The organism is Pseudomonas sp. 5P_3.1_Bac2 (genome assembly GCF_025465995.1).
Taxonomy (GTDB): domain Bacteria; phylum Pseudomonadota; class Gammaproteobacteria; order Pseudomonadales; family Pseudomonadaceae; genus Aquipseudomonas.
In genome coordinates this window covers 74,716-97,900 of record NZ_JANLNY010000006.1, presented here as the reverse complement: position 1 = coordinate 97,900, position 23,185 = coordinate 74,716, and the positions used below count along the sequence as shown (strand labels likewise).

General features: G+C 55.5%; 29 protein-coding genes and 1 pseudogene. 20 read left to right on the top strand and 10 right to left on the bottom strand.

What is annotated here, in order from left to right:
- Positions 1–13 precede the first annotated feature (13 nt).
- Positions 14–382 carry a DUF5064 family protein gene (locus tag NTD81_RS04850; RefSeq protein ID WP_262180053.1) on the bottom strand — a complete coding sequence of 123 codons (369 nt, stop codon included), beginning with the start codon at positions 380–382 and terminating at the stop codon, positions 14–16.
- Between the two features lie 80 nt (positions 383–462).
- The gene (locus tag NTD81_RS04845) at positions 463–780 is read right to left on the bottom strand and encodes a DUF2288 domain-containing protein (protein ID WP_262180052.1); all 318 of its coding nucleotides are present in this window, start codon (positions 778–780) and stop codon (positions 463–465) included.
- 291 nt (positions 781–1,071) lie between these two features.
- Here NTD81_RS04845 and NTD81_RS04840 point away from each other — a divergent pair, with 291 nt between their 5' ends.
- The 5 genes from NTD81_RS04840 to NTD81_RS04820 all read left to right on the top strand — a co-directional run bounded on the left by NTD81_RS04840 (position 1,072) and on the right by NTD81_RS04820 (position 5,961).
- On the top strand, positions 1,072–2,193 hold the full coding sequence (locus tag NTD81_RS04840) for a branched-chain amino acid ABC transporter substrate-binding protein (protein ID WP_262180050.1): 1,122 nt from the start codon (positions 1,072–1,074) through the stop codon (positions 2,191–2,193).
- 114 nt (positions 2,194–2,307) lie between these two features.
- Entirely contained in the window at positions 2,308–3,231 is a 924-nt protein-coding gene (gene livH / locus NTD81_RS04835; RefSeq protein ID WP_262180048.1) for a high-affinity branched-chain amino acid ABC transporter permease LivH, read from the top strand.
- Positions 3,228–4,496, top strand: a complete 1,269-nt coding sequence (locus NTD81_RS04830; RefSeq protein WP_410017115.1) for a high-affinity branched-chain amino acid ABC transporter permease LivM — start codon at positions 3,228–3,230, stop codon at positions 4,494–4,496. Before livH ends, NTD81_RS04830 begins: the two co-directional genes overlap by 4 nt.
- Positions 4,493–5,260, top strand: a complete 768-nt coding sequence (gene livG, locus NTD81_RS04825) for a high-affinity branched-chain amino acid ABC transporter ATP-binding protein LivG (protein ID WP_262180046.1) — start codon at positions 4,493–4,495, stop codon at positions 5,258–5,260. The genes NTD81_RS04830 and livG overlap by 4 nt, the downstream gene beginning before the upstream one ends.
- Positions 5,260–5,961, top strand: a complete 702-nt coding sequence (locus NTD81_RS04820) for an ABC transporter ATP-binding protein (RefSeq protein WP_262180045.1) — start codon at positions 5,260–5,262, stop codon at positions 5,959–5,961. The genes livG and NTD81_RS04820 overlap by 1 nt, the downstream gene beginning before the upstream one ends.
- A 510-nt stretch (positions 5,962–6,471) precedes the next feature.
- Here the strand turns inward: NTD81_RS04820 and NTD81_RS04815 are convergent.
- Complete coding sequence (locus tag NTD81_RS04815) at positions 6,472–6,753, bottom strand: tyrosine-type recombinase/integrase (protein WP_262180043.1); 282 nt, start codon at positions 6,751–6,753, stop codon at positions 6,472–6,474.
- Positions 6,754–7,249: 496 nt separating this feature from the next.
- On the opposite strand from NTD81_RS04815, the gene NTD81_RS04810 reads away from it, so the two are divergent.
- The 9 genes and pseudogenes from NTD81_RS04810 (at position 7,250) to tsaA (ending at position 13,532) form a co-directional block, all read left to right on the top strand.
- Positions 7,250–7,603, top strand: coding sequence for a hypothetical protein (locus tag NTD81_RS04810; RefSeq protein WP_262180041.1), 354 nt, complete (start codon positions 7,250–7,252; stop codon positions 7,601–7,603).
- A gap of 609 nt (positions 7,604–8,212) precedes the next feature.
- Complete coding sequence (locus NTD81_RS04805; protein ID WP_262180039.1) at positions 8,213–8,821, top strand: hypothetical protein; 609 nt, start codon at positions 8,213–8,215, stop codon at positions 8,819–8,821.
- Between the two features lie 465 nt (positions 8,822–9,286).
- Positions 9,287–9,688 (top strand): hypothetical protein, encoded by a 402-nt coding sequence (locus tag NTD81_RS04800; protein WP_262180037.1) that lies wholly within the window; start codon positions 9,287–9,289, stop codon positions 9,686–9,688.
- 255 nt (positions 9,689–9,943) lie between these two features.
- Entirely contained in the window at positions 9,944–10,330 is a 387-nt protein-coding gene (locus tag NTD81_RS04795; protein ID WP_262180035.1) for a hypothetical protein, read from the top strand.
- Positions 10,331–10,687: 357 nt separating this feature from the next.
- A complete protein-coding gene (locus NTD81_RS04790; RefSeq protein ID WP_262180033.1) occupies positions 10,688–11,221 on the top strand; it encodes a YcxB family protein in 534 nt (177 codons plus the stop codon).
- A gap of 32 nt (positions 11,222–11,253) precedes the next feature.
- Positions 11,254–11,382, top strand: a pseudogene (locus NTD81_RS04785) (ABC transporter ATP-binding protein); the annotation flags it as partial.
- Positions 11,383–11,508: 126 nt separating this feature from the next.
- The gene (locus NTD81_RS04780; RefSeq protein WP_262180032.1) at positions 11,509–12,219 is read left to right on the top strand and encodes an rRNA pseudouridine synthase; all 711 of its coding nucleotides are present in this window, start codon (positions 11,509–11,511) and stop codon (positions 12,217–12,219) included.
- Between the two features lie 51 nt (positions 12,220–12,270).
- Complete coding sequence (locus NTD81_RS04775) at positions 12,271–12,732, top strand: DUF1456 family protein (protein ID WP_262180030.1); 462 nt, start codon at positions 12,271–12,273, stop codon at positions 12,730–12,732.
- Positions 12,733–12,833: 101 nt separating this feature from the next.
- On the top strand, positions 12,834–13,532 hold the full coding sequence (gene tsaA / locus NTD81_RS04770) for a tRNA (N6-threonylcarbamoyladenosine(37)-N6)-methyltransferase TrmO (RefSeq protein ID WP_262180028.1): 699 nt from the start codon (positions 12,834–12,836) through the stop codon (positions 13,530–13,532).
- 57 nt (positions 13,533–13,589) lie between these two features.
- Here tsaA and fpr read toward each other — a convergent pair whose 3' ends face one another.
- Entirely contained in the window at positions 13,590–14,369 is a 780-nt protein-coding gene (gene fpr / locus NTD81_RS04765) for a ferredoxin-NADP reductase (protein WP_262180026.1), read from the bottom strand.
- A gap of 110 nt (positions 14,370–14,479) precedes the next feature.
- Between fpr and NTD81_RS04760 the strand changes: the two genes are divergently transcribed.
- Positions 14,480–15,406, top strand: a complete 927-nt coding sequence (locus NTD81_RS04760; protein WP_262180025.1) for a LysR family transcriptional regulator — start codon at positions 14,480–14,482, stop codon at positions 15,404–15,406.
- Between the two features lie 11 nt (positions 15,407–15,417).
- Here NTD81_RS04760 and NTD81_RS04755 read toward each other — a convergent pair whose 3' ends face one another.
- On the bottom strand, positions 15,418–15,783 hold the full coding sequence (locus tag NTD81_RS04755; protein ID WP_262180023.1) for a diacylglycerol kinase: 366 nt from the start codon (positions 15,781–15,783) through the stop codon (positions 15,418–15,420).
- Positions 15,784–15,838: 55 nt separating this feature from the next.
- Complete coding sequence (gene erdR / locus NTD81_RS04750) at positions 15,839–16,489, bottom strand: response regulator transcription factor ErdR (RefSeq protein ID WP_262180021.1); 651 nt, start codon at positions 16,487–16,489, stop codon at positions 15,839–15,841.
- A 200-nt stretch (positions 16,490–16,689) separates the two neighbouring features.
- Here erdR and NTD81_RS04745 point away from each other — a divergent pair, with 200 nt between their 5' ends.
- A complete protein-coding gene (locus tag NTD81_RS04745) occupies positions 16,690–17,577 on the top strand; it encodes a DMT family transporter (protein WP_262180019.1) in 888 nt (295 codons plus the stop codon).
- On the opposite strand, the gene NTD81_RS04740 is transcribed toward NTD81_RS04745, so the two are convergent.
- The gene (locus tag NTD81_RS04740) at positions 17,574–18,284 is read right to left on the bottom strand and encodes a tRNA-uridine aminocarboxypropyltransferase (RefSeq protein ID WP_262180017.1); all 711 of its coding nucleotides are present in this window, start codon (positions 18,282–18,284) and stop codon (positions 17,574–17,576) included. The genes NTD81_RS04745 and NTD81_RS04740 overlap by 4 nt on opposite strands.
- 237 nt (positions 18,285–18,521) lie before the next feature.
- Between NTD81_RS04740 and NTD81_RS04735 the strand changes: the two genes are divergently transcribed.
- The gene (locus tag NTD81_RS04735; RefSeq protein WP_262180015.1) at positions 18,522–18,920 is read left to right on the top strand and encodes a quorum-sensing-regulated virulence factor family protein; all 399 of its coding nucleotides are present in this window, start codon (positions 18,522–18,524) and stop codon (positions 18,918–18,920) included.
- A 35-nt stretch (positions 18,921–18,955) separates the two neighbouring features.
- Here NTD81_RS04735 and recX read toward each other — a convergent pair whose 3' ends face one another.
- The 3 genes from recX to NTD81_RS04720 form a co-directional block, all read right to left on the bottom strand.
- Positions 18,956–19,420 carry a recombination regulator RecX gene (gene recX / locus NTD81_RS04730; RefSeq protein ID WP_262180014.1) on the bottom strand — a complete coding sequence of 155 codons (465 nt, stop codon included), beginning with the start codon at positions 19,418–19,420 and terminating at the stop codon, positions 18,956–18,958.
- A gap of 11 nt (positions 19,421–19,431) precedes the next feature.
- Positions 19,432–20,475 (bottom strand): recombinase RecA, encoded by a 1,044-nt coding sequence (gene recA / locus NTD81_RS04725; protein ID WP_262180013.1) that lies wholly within the window; start codon positions 20,473–20,475, stop codon positions 19,432–19,434.
- Between the two features lie 89 nt (positions 20,476–20,564).
- On the bottom strand, positions 20,565–21,074 hold the full coding sequence (locus NTD81_RS04720) for a CinA family protein (RefSeq protein ID WP_410017114.1): 510 nt from the start codon (positions 21,072–21,074) through the stop codon (positions 20,565–20,567).
- A gap of 254 nt (positions 21,075–21,328) precedes the next feature.
- Between NTD81_RS04720 and eco the strand changes: the two genes are divergently transcribed.
- The 3 genes from eco (at position 21,329) to NTD81_RS04705 (ending at position 23,168) form a co-directional block, all read left to right on the top strand.
- Positions 21,329–21,805, top strand: a complete 477-nt coding sequence (gene eco, locus NTD81_RS04715) for a serine protease inhibitor ecotin (RefSeq protein WP_262180009.1) — start codon at positions 21,329–21,331, stop codon at positions 21,803–21,805.
- 155 nt (positions 21,806–21,960) lie between these two features.
- Positions 21,961–22,401, top strand: a complete 441-nt coding sequence (locus NTD81_RS04710; protein ID WP_262180006.1) for a DUF2846 domain-containing protein — start codon at positions 21,961–21,963, stop codon at positions 22,399–22,401.
- 182 nt (positions 22,402–22,583) lie between these two features.
- Positions 22,584–23,168: an NAD(P)H-dependent oxidoreductase gene (locus tag NTD81_RS04705; protein WP_262180004.1), complete on the top strand. Its 585-nt coding sequence runs from the start codon at positions 22,584–22,586 to the stop codon at positions 23,166–23,168.
- Positions 23,169–23,185 lie beyond the last annotated feature (17 nt).

Genomic DNA, 23,185 nt, shown 5'->3' with positions numbered 1-23,185 from the left:
GGCAACGCGGCGTTTAGACGCGGTCTTGGGCGACGTGGTCCAGATTGACCGGCTCGCCGGAAGCGAGGCCGAGCTTGTTACGGATGTCTTCAAACATTAGATCGTATTCCTGATGACCGCGCATGATCAGGCTACGGTTAGTCGGCAAGCCGTGGCGCTGAGCGATGCGGGTCGCCACGCTGGCAAAGTTAAACGCGGTGTCGCGGTGCAACTCGAACTCTTCGCTAAATCTTTTCCCAGCCACCGTTCCGGTTAAACGCAGATGCAGCATCGGACCTTCATTGAGGTCCTCCCGTACTTGGTAGTACAGATCCAGGCTATAGAGGGGGGTGTCGGGGGTAGCTAGGGTATTTGCGGTGTGCCAATGGCCGGTCTGAAACATACCAACAACTCCTGAGGTCGCCTAATACAGAGCTTATTCAGACCCTCTGGGACGCGGCTTGTTTGCAACCGTGTATCAGATCAGTGCAGCGCTGGACGCTGCGCACGCTCCTGAATCAATACCCAAGGCGCAACCACCACCGCCCACAACTGTGGATCACGCTCCAATAAGTCCTGCGCTTGCTCAGCAGTGGTCTTGTGCAGGCTGCCGTCAGCCAGCCACGCGGCGACCTTGGTTTGCTCGTTTTGCGCCACAGCTTCGGCCACAGCGATCAAATCTTGCCCAGCGTCCACCAGCAATAAAACGCCGCGGGCAAAGAAAGGCTGCAGCTCTTGCCAGGTGATGGCAGCTGTCTCGCCAAGCAGTTTGGCATAGAGGGTGCTAGGGATTTCGCTCATGGTTTGCCCTGTGATGTATAGCCAGTTTTGAGAAGCCGAGCATGATAGCTTCTGGCGGTCGGCAGGCAAATTGTAGTGACGGCTAGACCCTAGGCGCGACGCCGTTTTTCTATAGATTTCTTGTAATAAAGCGACAAGCCGCCCTTCTAAACACCGAGGCAGCTTTCCAACCCTACAACCTGCACTCTAAACTGCACCGGTACAGTTGCCAGGTAGGCCCCGGAGATTTCCGGCTCAGTTGCTTTGGCTACAAGATAAAAACAATCAGAACAACTACAAAGGTGGAGCAATATGAACAAGGCTACTAAACAGATTTCCCAACTGTTTGCTGCAATGGCCATGGCGGGCGTGGCCAGTTACTCGATGGCCGCCGACACTATCAAAATCGGCTTAGCGGGCCCCGTCACTGGCGCTGTCGCCCAGTACGGTGAGATGCAATTCGTGGGCGCGCAAATGGCCATCGAGCAGATCAACAAAGCCGGTGGCGTCAATGGTGCACAGCTGGAAGGCGTGGTTTACGACGATGCCTGTGACCCCAAACAAGCCGTGGCCGTAGCCAACAAAATCGTCAACGACGAGGTTAAGTTTGTCGTTGGTCACCTCTGCTCCAGCTCCACTCAGCCAGCGTCGGATATTTATGAAGACGAAGGCATTCTGATGATTACCGCCGCTTCCACCAGCCCGGAAATCACCGCGCGCGGCTACCAGCTGATCTTCCGCACCATCGGTCTGGACAGCCTGCAAGGCCCAACCGCGGGCAACTTCATCGCCGACCACGTCAAGCCGAAAACCGTCGCGGTGCTGCACGACAAACAGCAATACGGTGAAGGCATCGCCACTGCTGTGAAGAAAACCCTGGAAGACAAAGGCGTCAAAGTCGCCCTGTTCGAAGGCATCAACGCCGGCGACAAGGACTTCTCGACCATTATCGCCAAGCTCAAACAAGCCGGTGTCGACTTCGTTTACTACGGCGGCTACCACCCAGAACTGGGCCTGCTGCTGCGTCAAACCCAAGAGAAAGGCCTCAAGGTCAAGTTCATGGGCCCTGAAGGCGTCGGTAACAGCGAAATCTCCGCGATTGCCGGTCCTGCTTCGGAAGGCATGCTGGTAACCCTGCCGAAATCCTTCGACCAAGACCCACGCAACAAAGCCCTGGTCGATGCCTTTAAAGCCAAGAAACAAGACCCTAGCGGCCCATTCGTGTTCCCGGCTTACTCGGCCGTGCAAGTGATCGCTGAAGGCATCAGCAAAGCCGGCGGCACCGACACCGCTAAAGTGGCCGCAGCCCTGCGCGCCAACACCTTCGACACCCCGACTGGCCAACTGGGCTTCGACGAAAAGGGTGATCTGAAGGACTTCAACTTCGTGGTCTACGAATGGCACCAAGACGGTTCTAAAACCGAAGCCAAGTAATCCCGCCTAAAGCCCAAGCCCACTGTCGCTCAGTGGGCTTTGTTTATCAGCAGAATTCCGGTGGCCGACCGTGTCACAAGCGCGCCTTGCGTCGACCTACCGAGGAGTTAGGCCATGCCTGATCTTTATCACTACCTACAACAGCTGATTAACGGCCTGACCGTTGGCAGCACCTATGCGTTGGTCGCCATTGGCTACACCATGGTCTACGGCATCATCGGCATGATCAACTTCGCCCACGGCGAGGTTTATATGATTGGTTCCTACGTGGCCTTTATCGCCATCGTCGGTTTGACCATGCTCGGCCTGGAGAGCCTGCCCATGGTGATGATGGCCGCCTTTGCCGCCAGCATTATTATTTGCAGCGCCTACGGCTACAGCATCGAACGGGTCGCCTACCGCCCTCTGCGTGGCAGCAACCGACTGATCCCGCTGATCTCGGCGATCGGTATGTCGATCTTTTTGCAGAACGAGATTCTGCTGTCGCAAAACTCCAAAGACAAAGCCATCCCTAACCTGCTGCCGGGTAACTTCCTGATCGGTGAAAGCGCCCATTTAGGCGTGACCATTTCCTATATGCAGGTGCTGATTTTTGTCGTCACCTTCCTCGTGATGTTAGGCCTAACCCTGTTTATCTCGCGCTCACGCCTAGGCCGCGCTTGCCGCGCCTGCGCTGAGGATCTGCGCATGGCCAACCTCCTGGGCATCAACACCAACAACATCATTGCTCTGACCTTTGTCATCGGCGCGGCCTTAGCTGGCGTCGCGGCGGTATTGCTGAGCATGAACTACGGGGTAATCAACCCCCACCTGGGCTTCCTGGCCGGCATTAAGGCCTTTACCGCGGCCGTGCTCGGCGGCATCGGCAGCATCCCTGGCGCCGTGCTGGGCGGCTTGCTGCTTGGTTTGGCCGAGGCCTTTGGCGCCGATATTTTCGGCGATCAATACAAAGATGTGGTGGCCTTCAGTTTGTTAGTGCTGGTGCTGCTGTTCCGTCCGACAGGCATTCTGGGCCGGCCTGAGGTGGAAAAAGTATGAGTACCGCCATTAGTAAAAACCTCAAAAGCGCCATTTTCAGCGCCTTGCTGGTGCTGGCCGTGGCTTACCCGGTTCTGGGCCTGAAACTGAGCATTGTCGGGATCAAACTGGAAGTTGAAGGCGCCAGCGCCACAGTGCTGTGGAGCATCGCCGCGTGCGCCTGCGCCATGTTCGTCTGGCAACTGGTGCGTGGCAGCTTGGCCAGCGCCATGGGCGGCGTGAGTCGCTTACCGAAGATGCCGGCCAAGGCCAGCAGCTTCCTCACCCTGCCGGCGACCCAACGCTGGATCATTCTCGGCTTGATCGTCGCCGCATTGATCTGGCCGTTTTTCGGCTCGCGCGGCGCGGTGGATATCGCCACCCTGATCCTGATCTACGTGATGCTTGGCCTGGGTCTGAACATCGTGGTTGGTCTGGCCGGCTTGCTCGATCTGGGTTATGTCGGCTTCTACGCCGTGGGCGCCTACAGCTACGCGCTGATCTCCCATTACTTCGGCCTGAGCTTCTGGGAGTGCCTGCCGCTGGCCGGTTTAATCGCGGCGTTGTTTGGCTTCGTGCTGGGCTTCCCGGTGCTGCGTTTGCGCGGTGATTACCTGGCCATCGTGACCTTGGGCTTCGGCGAGATCATCCGGATTTTGCTGCGCAACATGACCGAGCTTACCGGCGGGCCTAACGGCATCAGCGGCATCGACAAGCCAACGCTGTTCGGCCTGTCGTTCGAGCGCCGCGCCGCCGAGGGCATGCAGACCTTCCACGAGTTTTTCGGCGTCGCCTACAACTCGATCAACAAGGTGATCTTCCTCTACCTGATCGCCCTGCTCTTGGTATTGCTGACCTTGTTTGTGATCAACCGCCTGCTGCGCATGCCCATCGGCCGCGCCTGGGAAGCCCTGCGCGAGGATGAAATTGCCTGCCGCGCCCTGGGCATCAACCCCACGGTGATCAAACTGTCGGCCTTTACCCTGGGCGCCGCCTTTGCCGGTTTTGCCGGCAGCTTCTTCGCCGCTCGCCAGGGCTTGGTGTCGCCGGAATCGTTCACCTTTATTGAGTCGGCGATCATCCTCGCCATCGTCGTGCTCGGCGGTATGGGCTCGCAGCTGGGGATTATCCTCGCCGCCACCGTGATGATCCTGTTGCCAGAGCTGATGCGCGACTTCAGCGAGTACCGCATGCTGATTTTCGGCGCCCTGATGGTGCTGATGATGATCTGGCGTCCACAAGGCTTGCTGCCCATGCAGCGCCCCCATCTGGAGCTGAAACCATGAGCCGGCCGATTTTAGATGTCAGTGGTCTGTGCATGCGTTTTGGCGGCCTGCTGGCGGTGAACAGCGTTAACCTGCAAGTCAAAGAGCGCCAGGTGGTGTCGATGATCGGCCCCAACGGCGCCGGTAAAACCACGGTATTCAACTGCCTGACCGGCTTCTACCAGCCCACCTCCGGCAGCATCAGCCTGGATGGCGAGCGCATCGACGGCCTGGCCGGGCACCAGATCGCCCGCAAAGGCGTGGTACGCACCTTCCAGAACGTGCGCCTGTTTAAGGACATGACGGCAATCGAGAACCTGCTGGTGGCGCAACACCGCCACCTCAACACTAACTTCCTGGCCGGGCTGTTCAAGACCCCGGGCTTTCGCAAAAGCGAGCGCGAGGCCATGGAGTTTGCCGCCTTCTGGCTTGCCCAGGTCAACCTCACCGAGTTCGCCAACCGCCCGGCCGGCACCCTCGCCTACGGCCAGCAACGGCGTCTGGAAATCGCCCGCTGCATGATGACCCGGCCGCGCATTCTGATGCTCGACGAGCCTGCCGCCGGGCTCAACCCCCGGGAAACCGACGACCTCAAAGCGCTGATCGGCGTGCTGCGCGATCAGCACAACGTCACGGTGCTGTTGATTGAGCACGACATGAAGCTGGTGATGAGCATTTCCGACCATATCTATGTGATCAATCAGGGCACGCCCCTTGCCGACGGTCTGCCGGAGCAAATCCGCGAAAATCCGGCGGTGATCAAAGCCTACTTGGGGGAAGCCTGATGCTCTATTTCGAGAATGTCTCCACCTTCTACGGCAAGATCCAGGCCCTGCATGACGTCAACGTCGAAGTCCGCCAAGGCGAGATCGTCACCCTCATCGGCGCCAACGGCGCCGGTAAATCGACCCTGCTCATGACCCTGTGCGGCAGCCCTCAGGCCAGCAGCGGCAGCATTCGCTACCAAGGTGAAGAGCTGATCGGCTTGGATACGCCGCAGATCATGCGTAAAAGCATCGCCGTGGTCCCCGAAGGCCGACGTGTGTTTGCCCGGCTTACCGTAGAAGAAAACCTGATGATGGGCGGCTTCTTCGGCAGCAAGGCTGACAACATGGAGCAGCTGGATAAGGTCCTGCACCTGTTCCCCCGCCTCAAGGAACGCTTCGCCCAGCGCGCCGGCACCATGTCCGGCGGCGAGCAGCAAATGCTCGCCATCGGTCGCGCGCTGATGAGCAAACCCACCCTGCTGCTGCTCGACGAACCGTCGCTGGGCTTGGCGCCGATCATCATCCAGCAAATCTTCGACATCATCGAAGAGCTGCGCAAAGACGGCGTGACCATCTTCCTCGTCGAGCAAAACGCCAACCAGGCGCTGAAGCTGGCGGATCGCGGCTACGTGCTGGAAAACGGCCATATCGTGATGCAAGGCAGCGGCCACGACTTGCTCAACGACCCCAAGGTACGCGACGCCTATTTGGGCGGCTAAATCCTAGCCGCAGCACGACTGAAACCAACCGCCTTTCGGGGCGGTTTTTATTGCCTGCCGTAATCACCCCTGAGATCAACCCAGCGCACACCGATTCTTTGCTTGCGACGTGTTGCGGCTGCACGACTGAAATCCGCCCCGACCGGCGTCAAAACCAAAGCCGTTGATCCCTCTACCGAGCCGGTATGACATGCGTACAGCAATGCTCTAGCTCGGCCTATCAAGCTCGCGCTGTACGATCCGGCTCTGCGTCTACTGCTTAGTCGCATCCATAGCTAAGTACAAATATGCGACTGGCCTTACCACGACTTATCTATACGACCAGCGGGAGATCAGCCATTACTGGTCGCACCGCTACCGCCATACAAGCGCAGCAAATAAATTGTGAAGGCGCGCAAAGTGTCCAGCAATATTAAATAGCTACTATGCAGACTAGAAATTAAGGACTCTCTAGCAAGGAATTTTGTGCTGCCTCTTAATTGCTCCCCTTTTCCCTATCGGGTCTGGGCACTAGCCCAACGGACTTTGCACGCCTGCAAATCCTTGACCCAATACATGGGTAGCAATCTGCGGGGTACGCACGTCGGCGTGGCCAAGCAAAGTCTGCACAGTGCGGATATCGCAGCCGCGCCAGAGCAGCTCGTTGGCAAAACGATGACGACAGTTATGCCAGCTCACCGCCTTGCTCAGGCCGCACAGGCGAACAGCCTGCCTAAACGCGTACAGACCGACGCCATATATCCGCGCAGCCAACAGGTCATAGGACGTTGGCAAGTGAGTAATAACGCTCATAGCCTCCGCATACGTCATTACCCCGGGCACATGCGCAGGACGCTTAGCGCGGATAGTCTCGCCAATCTCCCACTGCAGCTTTTGCAGCACACTGGAATAAACAAAGACGCTGGCACCAAGCCCCACATGCTGCGTTGCCACCGAGACTTTCCGCTCGCTGGCCAGCCAATTAAAAGTGTTGACCTGCACAGGCCCCAGCTCAAGCGGATAACTCATACCGAGAAAGTGCAAGTAACAACGAATCCACTACCAATAGCTCTTTACTGTGCGAATGCTGTAGTGAAGTTCACGAATCACTGCACAAATTGGCTCTTGCAGATGTGGCTTGCTCGGCAGGCTATCCATACGCACTTCAATACTTTTTATCTATACAGCGTTAATAAATTCGCCAAAGCTAGTAGTCAAACGAAAGCATTGTTACAGGCGCCATCTCGAACAAAGTTCCACGCATTACCCCCACGCTGACTAATAAATTTTAGCAATTAAAGGAACTCTCATGACACGGTATGAAAGAGCAAGCCAGATTTGGGCAGTACTCGCGCTAGCAGCAAAAGGAAGGCAGTCATTAACTTACGGGATTTTGTCAAAACTTATTGGGGTCCCAGCAGCTGGAATGGGGAAATTGCTTGAGCCTATTCAATCGTATTGTTTAATTGAAAAATTACCGCCATTAACAATTCTAGTTGTTCAGCAAGACTCAGGGCTTCCTGGAACTGGATTTACTGGGGCTAAAGCAACAGAGTTTGCAAAAGATCAAATGAGAGTTTTTGCATTTGACTGGATTGATCATGGAAATCCTCAGCCAGAGAAATTAGAGCAAGCGGCAAAACAGCAACCATCCAATGGTTAAACTAGCTAACAACTCGATCAACTCGTTCTTTTCACTCACTGAGACCTACGAATCCGGCGCCTTAGCTAAGCGTTAGGCTATTCTGGAGAAAATTTTGAACCAAATAATAAATGCAGCACTAGATAATCGCTGGGACAGTCTGCAGTCAGACGCGGAACTTACTACACCTGACATAGCTATGGGCTCGTCATTTACCATTGGAACAACCACCAGCAATACAGTTGAAATCATTACTAACGGCGGCACATCAATAAATATAAACCGGCAAGCATTTGAAGCCGTCCTTGAATATCTTGTCGCCAATCAACACACAGCGACTAACCCCTGCCAAATCAACTCAAACAAAGATATAAACAAGGCAGGACCATTGTGCGTCTCCTCCCGTAATGCGAACGGGACCAATGTCATGATAATCAACTATCTATTACCTTTACTTGCGCAAATGGGCTTAGTTTCCGTCGACGGTAGCAGGCCGAATACGTCCTGGCTGCGATAGTAAAACGACTATGTGCCCTGCCTAACAAATGGTTAAAACCGTTCGATGCACTCACTGAGACGGGCTAAAGCCCGCTCCTTAACCAAACGTTACATGCCAGCAAAGGATCGCACATGAATCAAGAAATTCTGAATATTGCCTTCGAAGAAGACACAGACACTGATGCAATCCTAAGCATGAAAGAAGCCCTGTTGGCCTTTGGTGAGGAAGTATCATTTCACGAGTTTCCGAAGCGCGGGCCGCAAGCATCAATTTTTCTACTCACCATGAGCTCTGTAGTTTTAGTTTTCGGAGCTTCTTTTGCTAAGAAGCTCGGAGAAAAATCCGCAGAAGCTACTTGGCAATTAGTCGAGAAGGGCTTATCAAAGCTATACGCCAAATATTTCGGTGAGAATCCAGAGCATAGAATTTACTACGTCGCCAGCAGCGAAAAGAAGCTGCCAAAAACAAAGTACTCCCTGACGCTTTCTCTTCTTTGCACCGGCAGCAAAGGCGAGAGTATAAAATTCATTTACGAAACAAAATGGTCGCAAGCTCAGTTCAACAAAGCAACAAGAGCCTATCTTCGTGCAATGCCTGAGTTCACATCCAACGGTACAGGTGTGATACAGGACCTAATCGAAAAGCATCCAACCCGACTTAGCCCTTTCCTTATTGCCTGGGATGCAGGATCAGAAGAGCTTGTATTTGTAAACGTCATGCCCACTGAAACTGGAATATAACAATGCGCTCAACTGCCGCTCACTTCGCTCGCTGGACAGCCAAAAGCTACGCTTTTTCTGCACGTTAGCTTAATCGTTATGTTGCACTTCGAGTATTGATATGTCTGACACTCATTATCGTAGATACACCGACCTTCCATCGCTAATCCAAATTCTAAGCAGTCGCCAGATCACGCTCCTAGCCCCATCGTCTTGGGATGACAAAACCGACTCATTCTTTATCAATACTTATAAGGAAAAACAAAACATGTAAGGACGTCCTTGTTTTTCCGTCCGAAACACAAGCACTAGATAAATCTAATGTCGCGTATGTGATTTATGTTTATCCTAGCGCATAACAACGCTCTTAAATCGTTCGCTCCGCTCTCACTGGAACCAGCGAGTTCACCCCCTTATATTATTTAATAAACTGATAAAGACCGTGTAAAGATAAAACCTAAAGAGAAAGATAAGTGAGTATAAATTATGAGCTATATAGCCAATGACATTCTGTGGTGGAAGGTATCTCTTCTCGGATTTTTTAATGGCTGGCTACCTGGGGTTCTAACCTTTCTTCTAGGCTTAGTAATTTCTAAAATATCCAGCCATCGAAACTTGAGAAATAATCTTAAAAACTCAATACTGAGTATTTTTATTCCTACATTCAATGCTGGTCGCGAGATATCTGAAGCGCAAGTACAGCAGACCATAAAAGAGCTTCGCCTGACCATAAACACATACAGACAAATATATCCAAAAATATTTAATGAGCATGCAGCAAGGCGACTGGAGGACATATTTAGCAAGGGTCCATTCGAACAGAGCGGTGATATTTCCGAAGAATTTAAAGATACGCAGCTAATTATAAATATAATAAAGGAACTATAATAGCCCTGCCAAACATTTCATATATACGCTAGAGAAATTTATTCTTGGCCAGAAACTTACAACAAACAGTTCAAATCGCTCACCCGCTCACTGACAGTGACTGAAGCCTTCCCTTAACCAACACTATGCGCATAGAACAATGACCGTGCCAAATAAAAATAAAGTAATTGCAGAGGCAAAAAAACTCAGGTTCAAACTGGAGCTTTACAAAAATTCAAATATTGGGTTAATCACAGAAGATTTCCCAGTAATGAATTGCAAGCTATCTTCCTTGCTATTTACTTATCATGCACTGAAAAATGGCCACAAATTGTCATCTATGGCGTCAGCGGAAGTGCCCTCAACCACAACGGGGATGAAACAATATCCCACTACTGGCTTGAGTATCAAAAAACAGCAATAGACTTAACGGCGGACCAGTACAACATTATTGAAGACAAATATCTCAATGAGAAAATAATCAGTTGCAGACCATTTAAATCTGTATCCACCGGACGCATTGGCAGCATGAAAAATTACAAGATTTTCAAAATTTCCGGCAGAGATACTTATATATCCGGGCTACCAGAGTTAGCTGAGGACTTTATGCATGAGCTTCATGCTAGTTACGAAACCCTAGAAAGCCTATCTATATGCACATAAAAACCAGTTCAAGTCGTTCGCTTCGCTCACTAGCGACAGGCTAAAGCCCGACCCTTAATAAAATATGAGGCACATTCAGAGCGTCATCATAATGACGCAGGCATTCTCAGTCGCCGCGCCATCAATAAGCATTAAAGTATGCAGCACTAACAGAGAAGATAAGCTTATGCTGGGCAACATAACAAATAACTTATCGCTTTCACCTAACAGCGCGGCGAAACCATCCTTTTCTTTAAGCATCCATGCCGCTATCGTTCTGAACAAGCAGTACCTAATAAGCGGTTCAAATCGTTCGCTTCAATTAAGGCGAACGGCCAACACCGCCCCGTTAGTCAGACATTATATTCAGGGGTTAGCATGAAAGTAATCACCCATATCGGAAAGCTTGACCTGATAAAATTCAATATCTCTATCACCCCCAAGATGCGGTCAACCTACATAACAATTACGGCAATCGCATTAGTTATATTTTTATATGCAACATGGAATAAGGGACTACCCGAAAATCTCCGCGATTTTTTAATTACCCTCATAAGCTCAGCAATTGGCGGGGTGTTTGGTATGCTTTTCGGCATTGCGTTCAACATGGCCACCATTTTATTAATGTCGTCCGAAAAAAATGGAGTCTTGGGGGAGCATACTTATACGCTTCATCCTGAGGGCATTAATGAAAAAACAGCCGCCAATGAAACCCTTAACAAGTGGCATGGAGTAGTTTGTGTAAAATCAGTCCACTCTTATTTATTAATTCAAGTAGCCGCCTGCCTCTTTCATATAATACCCAAGCGAAGCTTTGACACTCCTGAACAGTTTGAAAAGTTTACATCTCAAGCAATGACTTATTGGCAGCAAGCACATAACACTGGAAATGACCAAGCGTCATCTAGTTAGGAACATTGGAATTCGTGCCAAATGCATATAACAATGCGCTCAAATCGCTGAAGCTGGCGGATCGCGGCTACGTGCTAGAAAACGGCCATATCGTGATGCAAGGCAGCGGCCACGACTTGCTCAACGACCCCAAGGTGCGCGACGCCTATTTGGGTGGCTAACGCACCAGCAGCTAAACATAACCGCCTTACGGGGCGGTTTTTTATGTCTGACAATTGCAGTGGCCCATCGCTGCTTAGCGGATGTAGTTACAATACGCTACCAATTGCCCCAGACAGACAGTGACCATGACCGAGCCCCTGCGCCTCTCCAAACGCCTGATTGAACTCACCGGCTGCTCCCGCCGCGAGGCGGAGCTGTACATTCAAGGCGGCTGGGTCACGGTCAACGGCGTGGTGGTGGAAGAGCCGCAGCATAAAGTCAGCGATGAAAGCGTGGTGCTGCTGCCCGGCGCCCAAGCCGAGGCGCTGGAGCCGGTCACCCTGCTGCTGCATGTGCCTGATGGCTTCAGCGCCGAGCGCGCCAGCGATAACCTGCAAGCCACTGCGCAGTGGGCCGACGATCAGTCTGGCATCCGCCCGCTCAAGGGCCATCTGCAACGCCTGAGCCCATGCCTGCCGCTGCAAGCAGGCGCCGCCGGCTTGCAGGTGCTGACTCAGGACTGGCGCGTCGAGCGCAAGCTCAAAGAAGACCAAGCCAAGCTGGAGCAGGAATACGTGGTGGAGGTGCAAGGCACCCTGACCCCTGCCCAGCTCAAGCGCCTTAACCATGGCCTGCTGTTTAACGGCGTGGCGCTGGCGCCCTGCAAGGTCAGTTGGCAGAACGAAACCCGTCTGCGCTTCGCCTTAAAAAATCCCCTGCCCGGCCAGCTGGTGTTTATGTGTAACAGCGTTGACCTCAAGGTCCTGGGTCTCAAACGTATCCGCATCGGTGGCGTGTCGCTGGGCAAAGTGCCTGCCGGCCAATGGCGCTATCTGGCCGGCAAAGAGCGTTTCTAACTTATTTTCAACGGTTGCCACTGCGGCAGCCGCTTTCTTCAGGATGTGTTCATGCAAAACAACGACGTACTGCGCAGCTTGCGCTACACCCTCGATATCAGCGATGCGCAGTTAGCTGAGATCATCCAGCTCAGCGGCCGCACTATCAGCGCCGACGAACTGGCCCCGCTGCTGCTCAAAGAAGACGAAGACGGCTTTCAGATATGCGATGACGAGCTGCTAGCCCACTTTCTCGACGGCTTGGTCTATTTCAAGCGCGGCAAAGACGACAGCCGCCCGCCGCAGCCTTTCGAGCTGCCACTGACCAACAACATCGTGTTGAAAAAACTGCGGGTGGCCTTTGAACTGAAAGAAGACGACATGCACGCGATCATGCAGAGTGTCGACTTCCCGGTGTCCAAACCTGAGATGAGCGCGCTGTTCCGCAAAGCCGGGCACAGCAACTACCGTCCCTGTGGCGATCAGTTCCTGCGTAACTTCCTTAAGGGCCTGACCCTGCGCGTGCGCGGCTAAGCCCTGCCTGGTGCCACCTGCGGTGGCACCAGCGCCTGAAACTGCCAACCGAGGTCCATGGCTCGGTTACTATAGCGGCGGATTTTTCTGATCTGGCTGCCATGTCTTATTCCGTATCACCCATAGGTTTCGTCCGCTCCTGCTTCAAGGAGAAGTTCGCCATCCCCCGCCAACCGCATCTGGCCCCCGCGGCCCGGGGCGTGCTGGAGCTGGTCGCGCCGTTTAATAACGGCGACGCGGTGCAAGGGCTGGAGCAGGTCAGCCACGTCTGGCTGTTGTTTCTCTTCCACCAAGCGCTGGAGGAGCAGCCCAGGCTCAAGGTGCGCCCGCCACGTTTGGGCGGCAACCAGTCGGTCGGCGTCTTCAGCACCCGCGCCACCCACCGGCCCAATGGCATCGGCCAATCGGTGGTCAGGCTGGATAAGGTCGAAGACGGCCGCCTATGGCTGTCCGGCATCGACCTGCTCGACGGCACCCCGGTGCTGGATATCAAACCCTATGTGCCCTATGCCGACAGCGTGCCTGACGCGGTCAATGGCATCGCCGCCAGCGCGCCTGAGCTCATCGAAGTCACTTGGCAGCCCGCAGCCCTGCTGCAAGCCCAGCAACATGCCCAGCGCTTAGGCGAAGCCTTGGTCGAGCTGATCGAACAGTGCCTGGCCCAAGACCCGCGCCCGGCTTATCAGCAGCCCACACCCGAGCGACGCTACGGCGCGCGCCTGTGGGATGTCGATGTGCAGTGGCATTACCCCAAGCCCGGCAGCATCTGTGTGCTGGCGGTAGTGCCCAGCGTTGAATAAAAACACCGCGCATAAAAAAACCGCCCTAAGGCGGTTTTTTAGCACTTACAGCTGCGCTTACTTCTCGACGAAGGCGCGCTCGATCAGGTAGTCACCCGGCTCACGCATACGTGGCGATACGGTCAGGCCGAAGCTGTTCAGCACTTCCGAGGTTTCGTCGAGCATGCTTGGGCTGCCGCACAGCATGGCGCGGTCGTCCTGCGGGTTGATCGGCGGCAGGCCGATGTCGGTGAACAGTTTGCCGCTGCGCATCAGGTCAGTCAGACGACCTTGGTTCTCGAACGGCTCACGGGTCACAGTTGGGTAGTAGATCAGCTTCTCTTTCAGCGCCTCACCAAAGAACTCATTCTGCGGCAGGTGCTGGGTGATGAACTCACGGTAGGCGACTTCGTTCACGTAACGCACACCGTGGCAGAGAATAACTTTCTCAAAACGCTCATAGGTTTCTGGGTCTTGGATCACGCTCATAAACGGCGCCAAGCCAGTACCGGTGCTGAGCAGGTACAGGTGCTTGCCCGGCTTCAGGTCGTCGAGGACCAGAGTACCGGTGGGCTTTTTGCTGATGATGATCTCATCGCCTTCTTTGAGGTGCTGCAACTGCGAGGTCAGCGGGCCATCCGGCACCTTGATGCTGAAGAACTCCAGATGCTCTTCCCAGTTCGGGCTGGCGATCGAGTAAGCACGCATAAGCGGACGGCCGTTGGGCTGTTGCAGGCCGATCATCACGAACTGACCATTCTCGAAGCGCAGGCCCGGATCGCGGGTGCACTTAAAGCTGAACAGAGTGTCGTTCCAGTGATGAACACTGAGGACACGTTCGTGGTTCATGTTGCTCATGCTGATTCCTCAGAAAAACGTGGGGCTAGTTTAAGTTGCGGCAAATTTTATGCGAGAGCAGAATATCTGTTAAGTGGATTATTAAGATATAGGTAATCGGTTATATAGATATGCGATTCACTCTCAGACAGCTCCAAGTGTTCGTCGCCGTGGCACAGCAGCAGAGTGTTTCCCGTGCTGCCGACTCCCTCGCCCTGTCGCAATCCGCTGCCAGCACCGCGCTTAGCGAGCTGGAGCGGCAATCCAATTGCCAGCTGTTTGACCGCGCCGGCAAGCGCCTGAACCTCAATGCCTTAGGTCAGCAACTGCTGCCACAAGCGGTGGCGCTACTCGAACAAGCCAAAGAAATTGAACGTTTGTTAGGTGGTCAGAGCGGCTTTGGCTCCCTGCATGTGGGCGCCACCCTGACCGTCGGTAACTATCTGGCCACCCTGCTGATCGGCAGTTTTATGCAGCGCCACCCCGAGTGCCGGGTCAAACTGCAGGTGCACAACACCGCCCACGTGGTGCAGCAAGTGGCCCACTATGAGCTGGACATGGGCATGATCGAGGGCGACTGCCAGCACCCCGATATCGAAGTGCAGCCTTGGGTTGAAGATGAACTGGTGGTGTTCTGTGCGCCGCAACATCCGCTGGCCAAACGCGGCAGCGCCAGTCTGGATGAGCTGACCCGCGAGGCCTGGATTCTCCGTGAACAAGGCTCGGGCACCCGCCTGACCTTCGACCAAGCCATGCGTCATCACCCCCGCACCTTGAATATCCGCCTAGAGCTGGAGCACACCGAGGCGATTAAACGGGCGGTGGAATCCGGCTTGGGGATTGGCTGTATCTCGCGCCTGGCGCTGCGCGATGCCTTTCGGCGGGGCAGCTTGGTGCCGGTGGAGACGCCGGAGCTGGATCTGCTGCGGCAGTTTTATTTTATCTGGCACAAGCAGAAGTATCAGGCGGCGGCCATGCGTGAGTTTATCGAGCTATGCCGTGAGCTGACCGCCGGCGTAACGCGCAGCGATCAGATTCAATTACCCAACATTGCTTAAAGTTGCCGGCCTTAGCCGAGCAGGATGCAGGCCCAGACCACGGCAATCAGGCTCAGGGCAATAAACTGCGCGGCGCTGCCCATATCTTTGGCGTTTTTCGACAGCGGATGGCGGTCAAGGGAGATGCGGTCAATCGCCGCCTCCACCGCCGAGTTGAGCAGCTCGACGATCAGCGCCAGCAAGCACACCGCAATCAACAGAGCGCGCTCAACGCGGCTGACGTCGAGAAATAACGCCAGCGGGATCAACAGTACGTTGATCAATACCAATTGGCGAAACGCCGCCTCGCCGGTAAAGGCCGCGCGCAAGCCGGCAAATGAATAGCCAGCGGCATTGAAAATCCGTTTCAGGCCGGTCTGGCCCTTAAATGGCGACATAAGGTTGTTCATTCCATAACAATTGGCCGGCTAGTCTAAAGCAGAGCCTGGGGGATTATTCAGCCGGAATCGATTCCAGCTGTTGCAACAACAGGGCCGCTTGGGTGCGGGTGCGCACGTTAAGCTTGCGGAAGATCGCGGTGACGTGAGCCTTAACCGTGGCCTCAGAAACGCTCAGCTCATAGGCGATTTGCTTATTCAGCAAGCCGTCACAAACCATGGTCAGCACGCGGAACTGTTGCGGGGTTAAGCTGGCTAGGCCGGCACTCGCCGCTTTAGCTTCTTCACTTAAGGCAATCGCTTCGTCCGTTTGCGCCGGCCACCACACCTCACCGTCCAAGACCAGACGCACGGCCTGCTGAATGGTTTCCAGGGAGCTGGATTTCGGCACAAAACCACTGGCGCCAAATTCCCGCGAACGGGCGACCACGGATGAATCCTCCTGGGCCGAGATCATCACCACCGGAATGTGCGGGTATTGCCCACGCAGCAGGACTAAGCCAGAAAAGCCATAGGCGCCCGGCATGTTGAGGTCCAGCAGGACCAAGTCCCAATCGGTCTTCTCGACCAAACACGCCTCCAGCTCAGCGATGCTGGCCGCCTCAACCAAGCGGACGTCGGAGCCCAAGCCCAGGGTGAGAGCTTGTTGCAGCGCACTGCGAAACAACGGGTGGTCGTCGGCAATGAGGATTTCAAATGAGGCCATGGTAAGTCCTATTTTCTTTCTGTAAGGAGCGCTGCGAACAGGTTCAGATCTAACTGGATCGTCCTTGGACTGTCGAAGCCTGCACTATGAGCACAACCGCGGCGGCGCAGAAAAGCGCATCAGCATGCCGAGCGCTGTCAGGGTGGTCAAGTACGATGCTTTACGGCAAAGTGCCCGGCCCCTGCTAACGAGACCCAGAAATGCGAAGCCAAGCCCTACGTGCCGACCTCTTAATGCTGATCACCGCCATGATTTGGGGCACAGTTTTTGTGGCCCAAAGCCTGGGCATGGAATCCATCGGCCCCTTCCTTTACAGCGGCCTGCGCTTCGGCCTTGCGGCAGTGATTTTGCTGCCGGTGCTGCACCTGCTGCAACGCAACGACACAAGCGTCGCCCCGGTTAACCGCCAGATGCTCCGTGGCGGGATACTGATGGGGCTGGCACTCGCGCTGGGGATCAACCTACAGCAAGTCGGCCTGATGTTCACCAGCGTGACTAACTCCGGCTTTATCACCGGTCTGTACGTCATTGTAGTACCACTGCTGGGCCTGTTCATCGGCCAGAAAACGGGCATGGGCATTTGGCTGGGTGCCTGTTTGGCGGTGGTTGGCATGTTCCTGCTTAGCGTCGGCGAAGGCTTCCACGTTGCATCTGGCGACTGGCTGCAACTGGCTGGGGCCGTGGTTTGGGGGATGCATGTACTGATGGTCGGCGTGTTCGCCAAGCGTCACGATCCACTGCGTCTGGCCTTGGTTCAGTTCATCACCTGCGCCGTGATCAGCCTGCTGTTGGCAGTGATCTTCGAGACCATCGAATGGCAGTCCATTGTCGCGGCGGCACCTGCGATCCTTTACGGTGGCATCTTTGGCGTAGCGGTAGGCTTCACCTTGCAAGTGGTCGCGCAAAAACATGCGATCGCCTCCCACGCCGCCATCATTTTCTCTCTGGAAGCGGTGTTCGCCGCCATTGCCGGTGCCTGGCTGCTCGGTGAGGCGCTGCACATGCGCGGCTACATCGGCTGTGCGTTGATGTTCGCCGGCATGCTGTTGGCGCAACTGTGGCCGAAAAAGCTGCCCGCTACGGCTTAAAGATACTCGCGCAAGCGTTCGTGCAGCGGATCATCCAGCACCACTGCACGGGGCGCTTTAGCCGCCAGATAATGCTGGGTAAACACATCCAGGTAGCAGTTCAGCGCATCCGCGGCGCGCTGATCGCCGGCCAACTCCAAACAGAGGGCGGCGACTTCAGCGGTGCAAAAGTGGTCATCACGCTTTGAGCGGCGCAGGCGGTAACGCGACAGTTGCTCAGGCTGCAAGCTGAGCACCGGCAAGGCGTCCAGATAGGGACTCTTGCGGAACATCTTGCGCGCCTCACTCCAGGTCGCATCCAGCAGCACGAACAACGGCCGTTTACCGTCCTGCGGTTGCACCTCATGCACCACTCGCTCAGGTGCAGCGTACTCTTGCGGGAACACCAGATAGGGCTGCCACTGCGGATCATTCAGCAGTGCCGGGAGCTGCGCATCCACCTCGACCCGCGACCAGCCGAACGCGCTGGTGTCATCCACCACGTCAGCAATCAGCCAGCCGGTGTTACTCGGCTTGAGCGCCTCCACGTCATGCATCACTAAGCACACCCCTGAGCGCGCTTCGACCTGCGGGCGCCAGGCACACAAACAATGATTCGCGGTTAAACGACAGCCCTCACAGCGTACAGCGCGGCTGCCACGGGCGAGGAAGGGTTTGGCACTGCGCGCCAGCCGGGCGCTGCGCAGTCGGGCCACAGCGTGGGGCATCAGCGCCGCACCTGGGGACGTAGAACACTTAACATCGACACATCCACTCTCAAGAAGCGCGGCAGTCTAACAAAGCTGGCGCGGTGACACAGGCAAAGTCTTAGCCGCTGCAAAACTGCGTGTCCGACAACTGTTGCAGCTAAACTGCCGAAGCGCCGCCTGAAGCGCTAAGATACTTGGCACTGAACCTGAACCGAGCTCATCGGTCAGAGGAGCGAATCATTAATGGAGAAACCGATGCTGCGTTTGATCAGCTTAACCCTAGCCCTCAGCCTGCCCATGTTGGCCCAAGCCGTGACCTTAAAAGACTATGAGCTGAGCAGGTCACTGGACAAGGTTGCCCGTGAAAGCAGTGTTGGCACGCCACGGGCGATCAACGAAGACATTCTCGATCAGGGCTACACCGTTGAAGGCAGTGAACTGATCAATCACCTGAGCGTACGCAGCGAACACGCGGCGAAAATGCGCGAAAACCCACAAGTGGTGCGGGCACAGCTGGCCAATAGCGTGTGCCAAAACCCTGGCTTTCGCCAACTGCTCGTGCGCGGCGCCGGACTGCGTTATGAGTTCACTGAATATAAGAGCAACCGTTCGGTGACCACCGAGCGCTTTAACAAAGCCGACTGCGGCCTCTAAGCCAACGGCCTGGTGCGCAGCCTGCGCACCAGCGCTTAATCGTCGCCGCTGCCGCGCAGCAGGCGACTGATCAAATCTTGCGGGTAACCGCGATAACTGAGAAAGCGCATCTGCTGGCCGCGCTGACGCATATCGCTGGGTAGCTCGCCGGCAAACTTGCGTTGCCACACCTGCTGCAGCTGCTCACGCCAATCGATGCCGCTGTCGCGTAGCGCCTGCTCGATCTCAGCGCGATCCAAGCCACGCTGGCCAAGCTCTTCACGAATGCGCATGGGGCCATAGCCGGCGCGCGCCCGGTGGCTGATAAAAGCCTCCAGATAACGCGCCTCAGACAACAAACCTTCATCGCACAAACGCTGCAAAGCCGCGTCGATTAACTCATCACTGGCGCCGCGTCGGCGCAACTTGCGGGTTAACTCAACGCGGCCATGCTCACGCATTGCCAGCAGATCCATGGCGGCTCGTCGTACCGCTACGGCGGTATCTAAGATAATGGCCATGGTCGGCTTACTCAGCTATCGGCGTCGGCCAGGTCTTCAACACCCGAATTGGCTTTGACCGTTGGCGCCGTGACCAGCAGTTTCTCGCGGATCAGGCCTTCGATGGTGCTGGCCACTTCTGGGTTGTCTTCCAGGTACTTAGCCGAGTTGGCCTTGCCCTGGCCGATCTTGTTGCCCTGATAGCTGTACCAGGCGCCGGATTTTTCCAGCAGGCCCAGCTGCACGCCCAGGTCGATGATCTCGCCGTTACGGTAGATGCCCTTGCCGTACAGAATCTGGAACTCCGCCTGACGGAAAGGCGGCGCTACTTTGTTCTTCACGACCTTGACGCGGGTTTCGCTGCCGACCACTTCGTCGCCCTCTTTCACCGCACCGGTGCGGCGAATGTCCAGACGCACCGAAGCGTAGAACTTCAGGGCGTTACCGCCGGTGGTGGTTTCTGGGCTGCCGAACATCACGCCGATTTTCATGCGGATCTGGTTGATGAAGATCACCAAGCAGTTGGCATTTTTGATGTTGCCGGTGATTTTACGCAGCGCCTGGGACATCAGACGGGCTTGCAGGCCGACGTGCATGTCGCCCATTTCGCCTTCGATTTCTGCTTTAGGCACCAGCGCGGCCACGGAGTCGACGATGATCACGTCTACCGCGTTGGAGCGCACCAGCATGTCGGTGATTTCCAGCGCTTGTTCGCCGGTATCAGGTTGCGAGACCAGCAGGTCGTCTACGTTGACGCCCAGTTTGCTGGCGTAGTCCGGGTCCAAGGCGTGCTCGGCGTCGACGAAGGCGCAGGTCGCGCCTTGTTTTTGCGCTTCAGCGATGACCGACAGGGTCAGAGTGGTTTTACCCGAAGACTCTGGACCGTAGATTTCGACAATACGGCCTTTCGGCAGACCGCCAATGCCCAGGGCAATGTCCAGGCCCAGCGAGCCGGTGGAGATAGCCGGGATGGCCTGACGATCGTGATCGCCCATGCGCATCACGGCACCCTTGCCGAATTGCTTTTCAATCTGACCCAGGGCTGCCGCCAAGGCGCGCTTCTTATTCTCGTCCATTTGTGTCCTCACGTAATCAAGAAGGGCCTGAGCGGCCGCCAACAACTGTATAAGTAGACAGTATTATTCCACAGCGCAAGCCCTTACGCCTACCCCAGGGTTGGATTTTCTTCGGCTAACAGGCGCAACAGCCCGCCTAGAGCGGCCGCCACGGTTTGTTCACGCACCGCTTGGCGATCACCGCGAAACTGCCGGCGCTCGGTATAACAGTGATCGCCATCGCCCCAGGCCAGCCAAACCGTACCCACCGGTTTTTGCGCCGTACCGCCATCGGGCCCGGCAATGCCACTGACCGCCACCGCATAACGGGCGCCACTGTGCTTCTGGGCGCCACGGACCATGGCTTCGACCACTTCATGGCTGACCGCGCCAACGCTGGCGAATAATTCCGCCGGCACTTGCAGTTGGCGGGTTTTCTGTTGATTGGAGTAAGTCACATAGCCCGCTTCAAACCACGCGGAGCTGCCCGCAATACGGGTAATCGCCTCGGCGATACCGCCGCCAGTGCAAGATTCTGCAGTACTCACCTGAGCTTGTTGAGCCAGTAAGCGTTGCCCCAGTTGCTCGGCCAGAGCGGTTATAGGTAGCTCATTACTCATCATCTGCACTCCACAGTAATCACTAGCTGGATCGCTACCCTACACCAGCTGAGAAGGCGATTCAGCCAAGCGGCTATGAGCTGCGACGAAACTCCAACCGCGCTTGGCTAGACTCCAGCTGCTGAGACAAAACTGCTGGCCCTGATAACCTAAATTTGGAACTTGGTCCTTTAAACGGCAGTCATTGGGGCTTAGCCGCCAAGACGGCAGCCATTAACAGATGACTGTTAATGCCAAATTATTCGGGACTCGTTATGCAAACTCTAAAGCTCAGCCTCGCCACCCTGGTCTGTACCCTGCCCCTCGTCGCCTGCGCCGCCACCCCTGAAGCGCTTAAGCCCTTCCCGGCGCCGGCCGATGGTTACAAACGCTTTGTTATTGAGCTGCCAAGCTTAAGTAATGAAGACGAACGCAAGGTGGAATTGCTCGCCGGCAAAACCATGGAAGTCGACTGCAACCTGCATCGTTTAGGCGGTCAGTGGCAGCAAGAAACCGCCAAAGGCTGGGGCTACAACTACTACCAACTGAACAACGTCGGCCCAGGTATCAGCACCATGATGGGCTGCCCGGATAACAGCCGCAAAGAAGCCTTTGTTCCGGCTGGCGGTGAACCCCAGCTGCTGCGCTACAACAGCAAGCTGCCGCTGGTGGTCTATGTACCGGCGGACTTAGAAGTGCGCTACCGCGTGTGGTCCGCACCGGCCGAAACCAGCAAAGCCACCCAGCAATAAGCAGGTATTGGCTAGCCGCGTGCAGCACAAACTGCAAGCGGCGCTGCCCCCTGATTTAAGCGCTGTCGCCTGTTCAAATCGGCATAGCAATGCAGATACAGTAGCGAGGTAAAGGCATATTGCCATTACACCACTACTATTCAGGATCTGCCCGCATGTCAAAATCATTACTTCTCTGCGCCAGCCTCAGCTTAGCCCTGCTCGCTGGTTGCGCCTCTGTGCCGATGGCCAGCACCGAGCAAGATCAACAAAGCAAAACCTTCAGTGCCCCACCGCCTGATCAAAGCGGTCTGTATATCTTCCGCGATTCAATACTCGGTGCTGCGCTTAAAAAGACCGTTAAAGTCGACGGCGAAGTGATCGGCGAGACCGCCAGCAACACTTACTTCTATCGCCTGATCAAACCCGGTCAGCACCTGCTGTCCACCGAGTCGGAGTTCAGCGATAACAGCATTGAGCTATACACCGAGCCAGGCAAAAACTACTACGTGCGCCAATCGATCAAGCTCGGTGTATTTGTTGGCGGGGCCAAACTTAAGGTAGTCGACGAAGCTGAGGGCCAAGAGGCCGTGGCCAGCACCCAGCAGGCTCAGTAGGCTCAGTAGGCGAACGACCAGCGGTTGCAGGTTGGCAGCTTGTAACCGCTACTCACCTGCCCCATATAGCAATCAGCTGCTCAACACCGAGCAGGTATCTGTATGCGTGTCGCCAGATCCAGCCTGGCAACCTTAGGCAGCGGCAAGAGCCGCGGCCATCACTGATTGTTAAGGAAAGCAGGATGAGCAAAGTTCTACTGATCGATGGCGGGAAGGAATTCGCCCATTCCAAGGGCCAATACAACACCACCTTGCACAACACCGCTGCGGCCTTTCTCGAAGGCGCAGGCCATGAAGTTAAAACCACTTATGTCGATGGCGGTTACGACGCCGCCCAAGAGCTGGAGAAGTTTCTCTGGGCCGACGTGGTGGTCTGGCAGATGCCCGGCTGGTGGATGGGAGCGCCCTGGACCTTGAAGAAATATATGGACGAGGTGTTCACTGAAGGCTACGGCAGTCTGTATGCCAACGATGGCCGCACCCGCTCTGACAATAGCCAGAAGTACGGCAGCGGCGGCTTGGTGCCGAACAAGCGCTACATGTTGTCGGTGACGTGGAACGCGCCGCAGCAAGCCTTTAGCGACCCGACTGACTTCTTTGAGGGCAAAGGTGTGGACGCGGTGTACTTCCCGTTCCATAAAGCCCATGAGTTTTTGGGCATGACGGCGCTGCCGACCTTTATCTGCAATGACGTGATGAAAGTGCCGAATATCGAAGCCGACGTGCTGCGCTATCAGCAGCACCTGGCTCAGGTCTTCAGCGCTTAAGCGCTGTCATTCGGCCG